Source organism: Flavobacterium sp. W21_SRS_FM6 (genome assembly GCF_052119645.1).
Classification (GTDB): Bacteria; Pseudomonadota; Gammaproteobacteria; order Enterobacterales; family Alteromonadaceae; genus Paraglaciecola.
The window spans coordinates 24775-39874 of sequence record NZ_JBGQOM010000016.1 but is presented as its reverse complement, the minus strand read 5'-3'; the positions used below and the strand labels follow the sequence as shown (position 1 = coordinate 39874).

Annotated in this window: 8 protein-coding genes; 5 read left to right on the top strand and 3 right to left on the bottom strand. The window is 42.5% G+C overall.

Annotated elements, in window-relative coordinates; translation table 11 throughout:
• The first annotated feature begins 214 nt into the window (after positions 1-214).
• Positions 215-5683, top strand: a complete 5469-nt coding sequence (locus tag ACEN2L_RS19595) for a PEP-CTERM sorting domain-containing protein (RefSeq protein WP_441745803.1) — start codon at positions 215-217, stop codon at positions 5681-5683.
• Between the two features lie 240 nt (positions 5684-5923).
• On the opposite strand, the gene ACEN2L_RS19590 is transcribed toward ACEN2L_RS19595, so the two are convergent.
• Together ACEN2L_RS19590 and ACEN2L_RS19585 are read right to left on the bottom strand one after the other, a co-directional pair.
• The gene (locus ACEN2L_RS19590; protein ID WP_441745802.1) at positions 5924-7099 is read right to left on the bottom strand and encodes an AGE family epimerase/isomerase; all 1176 of its coding nucleotides are present in this window, start codon (positions 7097-7099) and stop codon (positions 5924-5926) included.
• A gap of 107 nt (positions 7100-7206) precedes the next feature.
• Positions 7207-8205, bottom strand: a complete 999-nt coding sequence (locus ACEN2L_RS19585) for a LacI family DNA-binding transcriptional regulator (protein WP_441745801.1) — start codon at positions 8203-8205, stop codon at positions 7207-7209.
• Positions 8206-8408: 203 nt separating this feature from the next.
• Between ACEN2L_RS19585 and ACEN2L_RS19580 the strand changes: the two genes are divergently transcribed.
• The 4 genes from ACEN2L_RS19580 (at position 8409) to ACEN2L_RS19565 (ending at position 14273) form a co-directional block, all read left to right on the top strand.
• Positions 8409-10241, top strand: coding sequence for a sodium:solute symporter family protein (locus ACEN2L_RS19580; protein ID WP_441745800.1), 1833 nt, complete (start codon positions 8409-8411; stop codon positions 10239-10241).
• Positions 10242-10395: 154 nt separating this feature from the next.
• Entirely contained in the window at positions 10396-11577 is a 1182-nt protein-coding gene (locus tag ACEN2L_RS19575; RefSeq protein WP_441745799.1) for a glycoside hydrolase family 130 protein, read from the top strand.
• Positions 11578-11584: 7 nt separating this feature from the next.
• Positions 11585-12823, top strand: a complete 1239-nt coding sequence (locus ACEN2L_RS19570) for an AGE family epimerase/isomerase (protein ID WP_441745798.1) — start codon at positions 11585-11587, stop codon at positions 12821-12823.
• On the top strand, positions 12807-14273 hold the full coding sequence (locus ACEN2L_RS19565; RefSeq protein WP_441745797.1) for a hypothetical protein: 1467 nt from the start codon (positions 12807-12809) through the stop codon (positions 14271-14273). The genes ACEN2L_RS19570 and ACEN2L_RS19565 overlap by 17 nt, the downstream gene beginning before the upstream one ends.
• Here ACEN2L_RS19565 and ACEN2L_RS19560 read toward each other — a convergent pair whose 3' ends face one another.
• Positions 14274-15014, bottom strand: a complete 741-nt coding sequence (locus ACEN2L_RS19560) for a class I SAM-dependent DNA methyltransferase (RefSeq protein WP_441745796.1) — start codon at positions 15012-15014, stop codon at positions 14274-14276.
• Between the last annotated feature and the right edge of the window lie 86 nt (positions 15015-15100).

Below are 15100 nucleotides of genomic sequence, written 5' to 3'. Positions count from 1 at the left end.
TTGGCCAGTTTGTGCAAACAATTGGCCATATTGTACAAACCACATTCCCAAGTTAACTCTATGATAAATATTGTAAAAAGTCTGTGCTTAGGCTTGCCATTTGGCAAGGATTACTAACACAAGATTTCTAAAGTGTTTGCTCCACGCCGCCTTGATTAACAGCCTCACTGCCGTCAGTGGCTGAATTTAGGGTTAAACAATTTAAGGAATGATTATGTTGAATTTACCCATAAAAAACTTGCCGCCTAAAAAAGCGCTTGCTTTGTCCATCTCTACCGCTTTGTATTTGTGGGGAGTACCAACAGCGGTAGCTGTTGAAGTATCACAACAAGTGACGTTTTCAACGAGCGGGCAAAGTATGTGGGGTACAGGCAGTTCAATAGCATTTTCTAATCTGGATAACCCTTTATTTTTAGGTGTGGAATGGGATGAAAGCGGCAAAATTTTTGAAGTAGGTAATGCCACATATGGCAGCAATGGTTTACGAGTCAGTGGAGCGACCAGCGGCCGAATTGGTCTGGAGACTGGTTGGGAAATCGATAGCGGTACCATTAATTCAAGCTTACCTTTTGAGTTTACTTTTGATTTACCTGGCCTCAGTGACTTAAATCATGGTCAACCTTTTTCTATGGGGGTGGTAACTTCACAGTTGTTAGGTGGTGCGTTTTTGCAGTCCATTTCACCCACCATACAAGCCTATGTAGATTTGATCACTGAAGCTACTGCTTCGGTAACGGCCAAAGGCTGTTATGACGTCTGGGTTAGCACTAAATGTGGTAGTGAGACTGCAACCCTATTTAATATTGACGAAAGTTTTGAGTTACTGTCTCTCAACCGCGATAAAAGTGGTGAAGTGAGAGTGCTGGATGGCTTTAGTAGTTTGTTTGCCGCTGGTGAATCGGTAGCCAGTGTGATTGAAGTGACAGAAGAAAAAGATCCCGAAGATCCCGAAGGTAAAAAGAAGAAAAAAGTCTCAATAGATTTAGAACCCAAAGTGAGCGTGGGCGGTTCTCCCTTGGTGGAAGTGGCAGTGCGTTTGCCCGATATCATCGAAAAAGAATATTTAGGCGGTGCTGGTCTTAATGTTGGGGCAAGTGGTGCACTTAACGTACTTTCTACTAGCGGCTCGGATAACTTTTTAGATATCAGTTTAGATGTTGATCAACTTGGCACCAGTCTGGGCATATTGCCACCTTTAGGGGTAACCGCAGACGTTGATTTTGGTATTGGTAGTGTCTCTGCCTCGGTGGATTTAATCGATTTGACCCTAACTCCTTCACTTGCCTTAACCCAAGACTTTAGCCTATCCATTGGTAAAATCGGCATCAGTTATGCCTTTGATGAAGCGGTATTTGCTGGTATCAGTGGTGGGCCATTAAGCAGCGTTACTCGCCTTAATGATCTCAATTTAGATCAGCAAATAGAAGTGGAATGGGACGAGAATAAAAAATTGGGTATCACGCCAATTTATGACATTGCGGTAAGTTTAACCAACAAAACCGGCTTGCGTATTGATACTACTTTTAATATAGACCTTCTTAAGGGCAGTATTTCGGGCGAAGTTTTTGGCATAGATATGGGTACCAGTAGGTTTGGCCCGCTAGCCCAAATTCCATTTGATTTAGGTAGTATAGAACTGCCACCACTGTTTAATAGCAGTTTTGCCTTAGGGGGCTTTGGCGACCAACAAGGTAATAAATTTCTATTCAGTACCGACAACGTCAACATGAAAACAGGCGGGGTATTTAACTGGACAGATGCAAGCAGTTGGGAGAATGGCTCAGTGCCACTTATCAATGATGTGACTATCAGTGGTACAGATGTTAACCCAGGGTGGCCAGATACTATAGCGCTAGTCAGGACTGGCGCGTCCAGTGGCAATCTCAATTTAATTGGCGACAGTGCTCTAGTAATATTAAACAGTGGTGTGTTGTCTGTAGAAGGCGAACAAATCAAAAATAATAGTCTTATTTCCGTGACCCATCAGGGAACACTCAAACTCAACAATTTAGAAGTGTCCGGCACGGGTAAAATTAACCTGCAAAACAACGCGACCTTAACCTCGAGTTCAAGTACAAATTCAGTAGTTACTCTTAAAAACCAAACCATTCAAACTTGGGATAATGCGAGTATTCAAAATATTGATCTCGATTTTAGTCAGGGCAGTACTCTGCACTCCGCGGGCGGCGCGTTGAATATCACCAAAGCTAATCTATCCGGTGATGGCAATACAGTCTTGAGCACTTCCGCTGGTGGCTCTATGGCCTTCAACTCAACCACTTTAGATAGTGTCGTTTTAAACGGCGAATTTTATGTGGGTGATAAAACCAATAGAGTTTGTGTCTCAGGTGATGCTGAATCGGGCTGTTATCTAGTGCAAGATATTAATAATGTCACTTGGAAAGCGGGCAGCTCAGGTGTGTTGGCATTAGAAGGCAGTGTTGAGGTATTTAGCACTAGTGGAAGTCGCGATCCGGCTAATGTTAAGTCTCTGATATTAGATGGTATTAATGGGAATAATACCCTAGTTAATAACGGCGATATTATTATTTCGTCAGACAATGACGGCAAGGTGATCAATAGTTTTGGTGTCGCTAATCAATCGTCTTTAACCGTCAAAAAAGATTTTACCTTAGCAGGGGATGGCACGGTTACTTTGTGGGGAGCCCAAGATAGTGTAAACCGCATGGGCGAGGGGGCGGCACTGCGCGCCAGTGGTTCAGGCATCGATTTAGTCAATGGTGCTGAACATACTATTCGTGGTAACGGGGCAATCGTCAGATTTGCCAGCATTGATAATCAAGGCACCATCGTTGCACAAGGCGACGAGTTATATTTGGCCAACACTTCGCTAACTAATAATGGTAATTTGGGCGCAGATTCTGGCGGTAACTTATATACCACAAGGGCTTGGAGCAATAACGGTCGTGTATTTGCCAACGGTACGGGCACTGTTACAAACGATATATTATTGGCACAAGGCACAACTAACCTTACTAATTTAACTGTTGCTGGCAACAGTATCAGTTTAACCGACGGTCTATGGGAAGCCAGCAACGGTGGCAGAATCGATCTTGGCCGTGCATCCGCAGCGAGTAATTATACAAGCTTTAATAATAGTGCCGACATTCGTTTAGATGGCGCAACCGCAGAGATTAAAGTCGGTAAATCTATCGAAACCTTTGCAGTATTTAATAATCAGCAAAATGGATCGCTTAGCTTAAGTAATGGTGCGTCGTTCGACTCTGCCAAACTGCAAAACTCTGGTACGGTTAATTTAGCTAATGCCACAGTTAAAGGCCTTGAAAACCAAGCTGGCGGTTTAGTGCAGGGCCATGGGCAAGTCTATATAAATCACACGACTGATGCCTCTACTGGGGTAAGACAACTGATCAACGAAGGTACCATTCGGTCTGACGGTGGCTACTTAGCCATTAGTAACCTTGATAATAGTGTGCCTAGCACCTTTATTAACCGCGGCACAGTGGAAGTGATGGGTGGTTCAAACTTATATTTTGGTGGCTATACCTACAATGTATTTAATGGCACTGGCGGTACGTGGGCGGCTTATGGCGAAACGGCTGAGGCCACTATTGCGCTGAATAACTTTAGCACAATAGACTTAGGCCCAGATGGTGTGACCAATCTAGATAATGTCACCGTAAAACTCAGCGGTACTTATGCTAATTTGGAAGCGCAATATCCAACGGATGGCCCAACTAAGATCATCAATCTGCAAGAATCTCTGAAAGACATCAATGCAACCGCAAGCCTGCATTTGGCTAATGGCCAGCAGTTTGTTGCCAGTAACGATCTTAATAACCAAGGTCACATTAAACTGCAAGCCGCTGACTTAAGCGTGAGCAATATAGTTAACAGCGGGACAGTAAGCGGCCATGGTGATCTTGTTACGAACAACATTGAAAATAGTGGTGTTATTAGTGCGGTAGGTGGGCAGCTTAACCTGCACAATACGATTACCAACAGCGGTAGTATTCAAACCGGTGAGCAATATGGCGATGTATTACATTTAAATTCTGCCACCATCAACGGTGGTAATGTAACTGTAGGCCAAAATGCGTTACTTAACGGTGATGGTGTCTTACATAATGTGCTGCTCGACAACAAAGGCACTATTTCTGCGGATGCTACTGGCTTAAGTATTAACCTTGCTTCCGGCTCAAGTAACAGTGGTTTGATTGAAGTCAGCTCGGGTGTACTCGCATTACAAGGTGATAGCTTACAAAATACCGGTGGTTTACTTGCCGCCAGAGCCAATAGCGAGTTGCAACTGCAAGGCATAACCGTGCTGGGTGGTGCTATTGACGTAGTAGGCAATGGTTCAGTTTTAAGTGGTTATGGCACCTTGGATAATATTGCTCTGCAAATATCGGAAGGTACGGTTACTGCTAATGTGAATGGCCAGCGTTTAACTCTTGATCCTGGCGATGCCGCACAATTGATGCGCGCTACTTTACGGGCCGAAAATGGCGGTATTTTATTGTTAACTCAAGGTGATTTTGATAACGGCGGTGGCACCTTAATTCAAGCCAGAGAAGGCTCGGTGGTTGAGATTAAAAATATCTCAATGAATGGTGGCCGATTAGAAACCATAGGTGATGGCAAAATCATTGATCTTGGCTCAAGTGATTTTACTAACATGAGTTTTAACGCGAATACCGAAGTGGCCAACGGCGGTGAATTTAACTTACATGGCACTATCATAAATACCTCGTCACTCACCGCCTTAGACGGTGGCGAAATTGTGATGCATGATGCCAATCTTACGGCTTATACCTTAAAAACCATTACTCATCCTGATGGCAGTGTGACCTTTGAACCGGTAGCCAGTAATGGTCAGTTAAATATTGCTGCAGGCGGCACCTTTAAAGGTGAGGGCAGAGTGGATGAGTTAGCCATGGATAACCAGGGCACTATTCATGCCGATGGCAGCAAAGCATTAATCTTTGATTTGAAAGGCGATTTATTTACTAACAATGGTACTGTTGAAGTAAGTGGTGCTGGTGGCATGCAAATCGACGACAGTGAAGTGCTTAATAATGGCAAAGTGAATGTGCAATCAACTTTGACCTTGGCCAACAACTTTGTTCAACAAGCTGGCGAGCTGAATGTAGATGGTGAGTTAGTGGCCAGTAATGTGACTATTGATAAAGGCAGTTTGGCCGGTAGTGGTGTGGTTGATGCTGATGTCACCGTTAATGCAGACGGAAAAATAGGCCGTGGCAGTTTGATCTTAATGCAGGATCTGAACTTATTTGGCACCCTAGAAATCGATATGACTAACTCCAGTCTGTATGACATGTTGGATGTGCGCGGTAAGGTGACGGTAGATACGTCGACTCAATTTGAGTTGGTGTTCGAGCCTGATTATAATCCGCTAGATGGCTTTGACTTTGATTTCTCCTTTGCTAATAACTTTATTAACTTTGATTTATTAAGCATTACTAATTTTATTGTGACGGGATTAATGGACGGTTTTGATTGGGCAGTGGTGTGGGACGACGTCAACGGCGGTTTTGCAGTGGATGTATTTGGTGCACCAGCCAATCCTAATACCGATGTACCTGAACCACATACGATAATGCTCATGTTGTTTGCAGTGGCATTTTTAGTCTTGCGCCGCAAAGAGCCTGCGCCTAAACGTAAAGATGGCTCACATTAAAATTAAGGTAAGAACTTAAAATACAAAATAAACCGGTAAATTTTACCGGTTTAATTTTTAGCGGGACTTTTTAGAATACGGCCTAAAAACATAAACCAACTGCATTCAATTTATTGTGGTAGCAGTGAGCCGTAACGTTTTAGCTCGCCACTGCTTATCGTGATATTAGCCTCTAACAAATAAATTCTTCTTAATTTACTCACCTGAGCCCAATTCACAACCTAAAAGCGTGTGGAACTATTACTCGCATAGGAATCGACTCGCGTATTTGTTGGCTTCTATACCCATCACCATAAAATGATAAAGGGTACTGGCGGGGGCGTGATTGGCTTGCACACTATTATCTTGGGCTATTTGATCGATGTAACTGCCTCTGATAGTTGGGTGCATATAAAATTCGAACAAGAGTTGTATTCCCAGAGTGGCTTTTTCTTCGTAAAAGCTTCGTTTTTCGGGCGGTGATACCGTTGCCTGAGCCAAACTGGCTTTAACTAATTCAGTTAAAGGCCAGCAGCGTTTGGTGCCATTTACAACCTTACCATGCAGATCAGTGACGTCATAAATTAGCTGACTTTGCGGATCAAAACCTATCTCTAAGGCCTTGTTATATAAAGCGTCACAGTAGTGGCTGACAGAGGTACCGGTAAGTTGCTGGTACCAACGCAGTAACCATACCCATTCAAACATGTGTCCCGGCTCAACTTGCTCTCCTAATGGACCTTTAGCAAGTTGCCAATTGTGGTCAAAATGCTCATGTAATACCTGTGTGTTTGGGTTGAAAAAGAACTGTTCAAATAGACTATATATCTGACCTGCTTTGGCTAACCATTTGGCCTCATGAGTTACTTCGTAGCCGGTCATAAAAGCCTCAAACAAATGCATGTGAGGATTTTGGCGTCTATGTGGCGCTGGGTAATTGCCTTCTAACCAACCTGCCGAACTATCTTTAAAATTTAGCTCTATATGCTGTAACAGGGCATTGGCTTCAGCTAGTGCCTGCTTATCGTTAAAAGTAGAAAAACGATGAAAACAAGCCAAAAAATAAAAGGCAAAGTCATAGCTATCAAGTTTTGGTTCTACTATTTGGTTATCAGGTGTTAGTAGCTGTGCATATCCTATGGCCGTAGGATTTATTCGTCCATGAGAGTGCATAAACGCTACGATGCGGCTAACAATAGGCAAACTATTATTCAGCCATTGCTGCTGCTGTGCGGCACAAAACACCATTATTTGCCGTGCTTGTACGCGAATTCGTTGGTTGGCGGCTAAGTCGGCTTGGCCATTAAATAGCATTTGTTCGTAAACGGCACCGTTGTGTTGGTTGATGCCAGTGGTGCTCCAATAGGGTAAGGCATCTTCTTTTAGCCAGTCAGTTAATTGATTAATACGCGCATGTAATTTGAATGAGGTAGACATATTTTTAATAACAAAGAAATTATATTTAAAATGTAACCCGTTACATTTGCCGAGGCAAGCAAAAAATTTACTGTGTTGTGTTTAAACACAACACAGCAATTTAGCTTTTAATTAGCTCGTGGTGGAGCCGTACTTTGACGAATAATAAACTCAATGGGCAATACATACTCGGTTTGAGTGGGTTGTTGCTCGTCCAATAATTGAAACAATAAATCAGCTGAACGTTCGCCAATTTTTTCTGCAGGCTGCGCGACGGTAGTCAGAGGAGGATCGCAATAACGAGATACATCTAAGTCATCAAAGCCAGTGATGGAAATATCCTGCGGTAAGCGTAAACCTTTGGACTTAAGTCCTTTCATTGCGCCAATTGCCATCTCATCGTTCATACAAAATATCGCTGTGGGCATATTTGTCATGCGGCTAAAATGCTCACTGGCTTGTAAACCTGACCACAAGGTAAAATCACCTTCAGACAGCAAACTTTCATCAAAGGGAATGTTAGCTTCGGCCAAAGCTTGTTTATAACCTTTCAGGCGGTCGATAGTATGCGGATTGCGCTGCAAGCCAGTAATTACACCTATGCGTTTATGTCCTAGTGATATCAAATATTTAACCACTTCTTTAGCGGCGCCCACATTATCAATGCGCACAGTAGGATAGGGGGTGTTTTCACAGCCACTGGCATTCACTGCCGGTACTCTGGAGATAGGTAACAATGAATCGTTTTCGCTGTAGGGACGTAACTGAATAATACCATCGGCTTGTCTGGTTTCAACTAAGTTAATGTATTGTTTTTCGAGCGCTTTTGAATCACGAGTATCGCCCAATAATACGCTGAAGCCCTTTTTCTGCGCGACACTTTCAATACCACTGATCACCTTTGCAAAAAATAAATTGGCAATATCAGGTACTAAAATAACAATAGTATTGGCTTGTTTATTTCTAAATTTTTGCGACAACATGTTGGGCCGATACTGTAATTTCTCGATGGCCTCATGTACTTTTTTAAGACTTTCTTTAGTGACTTTTTCTGGCGCACTTAAAGCTCTGGAAACGGTGGCGATGGACAAGCCCGCTTCTTTTGATACATCTCTAATTGTTGACATACTGGCGCTCCCAAAGCGTGATAATTAAGCATTGCTATGAAACATTTTACATTATTTTTATGATATCGATAGCAACATCAACAAAATAGCTTGATAACCGGTTACATTTAAGTAACAATCGCTCTAAATGTTGAGTAACCGGTTACATTGATTGTTTTGTCCAACAGTTGCAATCAGTAGCCCGACAATAAAAAGTAGTCACAATGAATTTATCTTTTCTCGATCTAAGTATTATTGCTGGTTATCTGGTCATGTCTTTGGGCATTGGTTTTTGGATATCTAAAAGAGCTAGTCGCAATATAGAAGGCTATTTTCTCGGTGGTAATGAGCTTAAGTGGTATTACTTGGGTTTATCCAATGCCTCAGGCATGTTTGATATCAGTGGCACTATGTGGATGGTGTATTTACTGTTTATCTATGGCTTAAAAAGTATTTTTATTCCTTGGTTGTGGCCGGCGTTTAATCAGATTTTTATGTTGGTGTTTTTGTCTATTTGGTTACGTCGCTCGGGCGTAATGACTGGGGCTGAATGGATACGTTTTCGCTTTGGCGATAACAAAGGCGCCAAGTTAAGTCATATCATAGTAGTGGTATTTGCCTTAGTGAATGTCTTGGGTTTTCTGGCCTATAGTTTCATTGGTATTGGTAAGTTTTCCGCTGGTTTTATGCCGTTTCAATTGTCTATCGACCCCCATTTAAACGAAGTTTATTACGGATTAATTCTTACCTTTATCACCATGTTGTATGTGGTTAAAGGCGGCATGTATAGCGTAGTGATCACCGAGGTTGTACAGTTTTTCATCATGACTATTGCCTGTGTTGCTATTGGAATTATCGCTATGCAGCAGGTCTCTCCAGAAATGTTGGCCAAAGCAGTACCCGAGGGCTGGGATGAAATTCAATTTGGCTGGAGTTTAAATTTGGATTGGGCGGCCATTTTACCTTCTGCAAACGCTAAAATAGAGCAAGATGGTTACTCTATGTTTGGTATCTTTATGATGTTGGTCATTTTTAAAGGTGTATTGCAAAGTATGGCAGGACCAGCACCTAACTACGATATGCAGCGTGTATTGTCTGCCCGTTCACCTACTGATGCGGCTAAAATGAGCTGGTTTGTGAGCGTAGTATTACTGATCCCTCGTTATATGATGATCACTGGTTTAGCCATCCTAGCCTTAGTGTTTTTTAATGATGAATTAAATGGCATGGGAAGTGATGTGGATTTTGAGCAAATTCTACCTTTTGCCCTAGCCAATTATATTCCTTCTGGCTTGTTGGGATTAGTGTTAGCAGGATTACTAGCAACCTTTATGTCTACCTTTGCAGCTACCACCAATGCGGCCCCTGCCTACGTAGTTAACGATATATATAAACGTTATATTAATCCTAATGCTGCAGATAAAACTTATGTGTATCTGAGCTATATCGTTTCTATTGTGTTTGTGGTGTTGGGCACTGCCATAGGTTTGTTTATCCCCACGCTAAACGGTTTGATCATGTGGATAGTTTCAGCTCTGTATGGCGGTTATACCGCAGCCAATGTCCTCAAATGGTATTGGTGGCGATTTAATGGTTATGGTTATTTTTATGGCATGTTAACTGGCATTGTGGCTGCTTTACCTATGATGTTTACTGATATATCGCCTTTACATGCTTTCCCTGCCTTATTTTTATTGTGCCTAATTGGTTGTGTAATGGGGACTTTATTAACGCCAGCTGATGATATGCAAGTGCTTAAGAAATTCTATTTAAAAACTCGCCCTTGGGGGTGGTGGCAACCAGTGTTACTGGCAATCCAACAAGACTACCCAGAGATTCAGGCTAACCACCATTTTAAACGTGATATGGCAAATGTGGTGGTTGGCATAGTTTGGCATAGCGCTTTGATTGCTGCGCCCATCTTTTTGGTCATTCAACAGTTTATGCCAATGACAGTTGCCTTAGGTGTGGTGATTCTGTGTTCCATGTTTTTGAAAGTGTATTGGTGGAATACCCTTGAAGATTATCCCGCAGATATGCCTGTGGCATTTCGATAGTCAAAGTTCACGGCAGCTTTAAAAGAGGGATTTAAACAGATAAAGGCATTGTTATTGTTATTTTTGGTAACCGGTTCCAACTAGGCTTTATGTTAAAATGTGTGGCAAAGAAATAAGTCACACTTTCAGATTAATTAGAAAAGAAGAGTCTTATATGAGTTTTAAACAAAAAGTTGAAAAATTGTGTTCTGCTTATGAATCACTGATTGGCTTAAAAAATAGTCCAACTCCTTGTTCTAACGGCATTTATCAGCGTTGGCAGTTACCCATAGTGACTGCAGAACATACACCTGTGTTTTGGCGTTACGATTTAAATGAGACAACGAATCCCTTTTTGATGGAGCGCATTGGTATCAATGCCACTTTTAATTCAGGGGCGATATATCTTGATGGACAATATTTATTGGTGGTCAGGGTAGAAGGCAATGATCGTAAGTCATTTTTTGCCGTGGCACAAAGTGCTAATGGGGTAGATAACTTTCGTTTTTGGGATCACCCCATCACGATGCCTGAAACCAACGAGCCTGATACTAACGTGTATGATATGCGTTTAATTAAACATGCAGACGGGTATATTTATGGCTTATTTTGTACCGAGCGTAAAGATAAGACTCGCCCTGAGGACTTATCTGCGGCAACCGCACAATGTGGCATTGCACGCACTAAAGATCTCAAAGTATGGCAGCGCTTACCTGATTTAATTACCTATTCAGGGCAGCAACGTAACGTGGTACTTCACCCTGAATTTATCAATGGTAAATACGCTCTGTACACCCGCCCGCAAGATGGCTTTATTAGCGTAGGTATTGGTGGCGGTATAGGCTGGGGTCTATGTGACTCAATGGAAAAAGCCGAAATTAAACAAGAGCTGATTGTTGACGGCAAGGCTTACCACACCATCAAAGAAATTAAAAATGGTCAAGGCCCGGCTCCCATTAAAACAGCCAATGGCTGGTTGCATCTTGCTCATGGCGTACGTAATACCGCCGCGGGATTACGTTATGTGCTGTATGTTTTTATGACAGATTTAATCGAACCATGGCGTGTGATTCATCGTCCAGGAGGCCATTTCATTGCGCCACAAGGTGAGGAGCGTATTGGTGACGTATCCAATGTGACTTTTGCTAATGGTTGGATAGTGAATGAAAACAATGAAGTATTTATCTATTACGCTTCATCAGATACTCGTATGCACGTTGCTACCACGACCATAGAGCAATTGATTGATTACACCTTAAATACGCCTGAAGACGGTTTGCGCTCTGCTGAGTCAGTTAAAACCTTAAACAGTTTGATTGATAAAAACTTGCTGCTGTTACAGCAGACTAAAGGGTAGGGTAGGCATGATAGAAGCAGCGGTTTATAGCAAGCTAGATCCACGTTTGTTAGACAGAGAGTGCCATAAGATTGCAAAGTGGTGGTCAACACACAGTGTCGATCATCTGCACGGCGGTTTTTTTGGTGAAATAGATGCTAAAGCCAATCCTGTGATCGCTGCTAATAAAGGCATCGTACTGAATACCCGTATTTTGTGGTTTTTCAGCGAGGCTGCTTACACCTATAACAGTGCTGAATATACTCAAATAGCCAAACGAGCCTTTGATTATTTACTCACTTCTTTTGAAGATCAGCAGTATGGCGGAGTGTTGTGGGAGCTTGATTATCAGGGACAATGTGTCAGTGGTAAAAAACAAACCTATGCCCAAGCTTTTGCCATTTATGCCTTATGCGCTTATTACCGGCTAAGTGGTGATGAAACAGCTATTGCTAAGGCCTTTGAATACTTTGACTTGTTAGAATTACACGCCATAGATCCTCAATTTGGTGGCTATTTAGAAGCCTTTGCGCAGGATTGGCAGCCATTGGATGACATGCGTTTAAGTGATAAAGACCTTAATTATCCCAAGAGTATGAATACCCATCTACATGTTATCGAAGCTTACACCAGCTTATATCATGTGAGTGGTAAAGCTCAGGTGGGGCAAGCTTTAAGCTCCTTGTTGGGGGTATTTGAACAGCACATTATTTTGCAACCTAGTATGCACCTTAGTTTATTTCAAAACATTGAATGGCAAGATCAATCGCCTGCTTTTTCCTATGGTCATGACATTGAATGCAGTTGGTTATTGTGGGAAGCCGTTGAAGTACTCAAGCAGCCAGCTTTGACCCATAAGTATAAAAAAATCGTTTTGGCCATGGCCGAGGTGTGCCTTAACCAAGCCATAGGTCAACATGGGCAGGTGTGTGATCAGTATACTTTTGTTGATCAACAAACCCATCCGGAGAGTTTTTGGTGGGTACAGGCCGAAGCACTAGTGGGCTTTTTGCAAGCTTACCAACTTGGTGGTGGCGAAAAATTCAAATTGGCCGCCGAAAAGGTTTGGCAATTTATTCAACAGCAACATATTGATCGTGAATATGGTGAGTGGTTCTGGTTGGCGTTATGTGATCAGGGTTTAGTGGATGACACCTACAAAGCGGGTTTTTGGAAAGGGCCTTATCACAATGGCCGCGCTATGATGGTAGCCACCCGTCTGTTACAGCAAATGGAGCAGGAGGTGGAGCATGAAATGGCTAAGTAGTGCGCTACTTTGTTGTTTGTTTAGCAGCCAAATGATGGCTTTTGAACACTTTATCTCGCGTAAAGGCCATCAGTTACTTGATGGTGAACAGGTATTTCGCTTTGCTGGCCTACATGCCCCTGAGTTACATCGCATTGAAAATGATGCCTTAGGTACATGCCCTGATGATCCTCGTGGTTGGGGCCAGTATTTTCAGTGGCCAACGGCCGATGAGCAAGAAAACTGGATCAAGGCTTTAGTGAAAAGTGGCCACAAGGCCATGCGCATTTATGTGTTATCTGTGGAACAAGAGTCAGATAAGGCTTGTGGTCGTGAGACACATATACTCGCTCCGCTTAGCAAAGGTGGCATACCACGTTTGAATGAAAAAGCCATGGTAGTGTATGACAACATGATAGCTTTGGCTGATAAACATGGTTTACGCTTGATTTTACCTTTCATTGATCATTGGCAATGGTGGGGTGGACGTGAACAACTCGCTGCTTTTTATGATGAGCCACAAGAGGCCTTTTACGATGTGCGCAGTCAAACCTATAAAGCCTATTTGAGTATCATTGAACAAGTTATTAAGCGAAAAAATACCCTTACAGGCCGCTATTATTATGCTGAAAAAGCTATTATGGCGTGGGAAACGGGTAATGAGTTAAAGGACACGACGCGGCCCTTTTTAGAAACGACTGTCGCTTTAATCGATAAATTAGCACCTCAGCAATTAATCGTCGATGGCAATTATTTGCAATTAAATGACTATGCCATTACCAATCCCCATGTGGATATTATTTCCAATCACTTTTACACCACTAATAACAACAATAAACCCGAAACCATTAAACAAGATTTGGCCCAGATAGCGGGACGTAAAGCCTATATGGTGGGTGAGTTTGGTTTAACCGATGCAAGTATCCTAAATGATATTATGCAAACAGCTGTGCATCACGATTATCAAGGTGCACAAGCGGTCGGCGCCTTTATCTGGGGTTTTCGTGGTCATAGACATGACGGGGGGTTTTACTTTCATAAAGAATACACCGGTCATTATAGTTATCGTTTACCGGGCTTTGTTGAAGGTCAGGATAATCAAGAACAACAAGTAGTGGCATTAGTACGCAAAGCACAAGCGCAAATGGCGGGATTAAACGAAGCTCCCCGGTTACCCATTCCGGAGGCACCTAAACTGCGTGTTATTGACGGTGTAGATAATATTCGTTGGTTAGGCGCTCCACTAGGTCAGACTTATCGTATTGAGCGCAGCACCAACGTTGAAGGTCCTTGGCAAGTGGTAGGAGAGAATATTTCTGATGGTAAACTACGATTTGACCCCGAAGTTGACCGATTATTCTGGGATAATCCACCGCAGGTAGAGGGTCTTAAATATTTTTACCGAGTGACCGCCATCAATGATAGTGGTGAATCACCGCCTTCTAATATTGAATCATACACCTTTGAATGACTATTTTTTGATGCAACAAAAGATTGCGTTACCGGATTTATTGTCCCACTCTACTAACTTGCTGTAATCGTGTTGAAACACGCTTACCTCAAAGTAAGGCAATAGTAGGCTTTGCAGCTCATTAAAATCGAGCGCTACCATTGAATGGCGGTCTTGCCAGCTTCGTTGCTGTCCATCAGTGTTTTTATCAATACTCAACAACAAAGATTGTAGATTGCCTTGCCCCGGATAATGCCACGCAGAGCTAAACTTGAACTCGCTACCTTCAAACTGAGCATAGTGTTGCTCTGATTTATAGTTATCGATTTGGGTTTTATCAACGCTGTTAAAACAAAACATACCACCGGGACTCAATGCCTCAAATACGCATTTAAAGCAGTCTTTAAGCATGTCGATATCTTGGCAGTAATGTAGCGAATACAAAAAACAGGTAATTAAATCGGCCTTTTCTTGCACCGCAAAATTTGCCATGTTGCCCTGTGTAAATGTGGCTTGTGGGCATCGTTGCTGCGCTATGTCTAACATCGGTTGGTTAAGATCTAAACCGCGGCATAGATAAGCATACTGAAGGAAATACTGAATATGCGGGCCAGTGCCACAGGCCAAATCAATATGCTGTAGACCTTCATTACCAAAGATATGATGCAAGCGACGGACACAATCACTTTGACTTTGATAGTCAATTTCAGCGCACATCAGATCATAGTAGGCGGATAAATCAGTGTATAAGGCTGTGCTCATAACTGCTCGTTAGGTCTGTAAAATAAGGCCGCGGATTTTATAGTAAATTTAGGGGTTTGCGAAGGGGACCTCATACATTTAAAAGC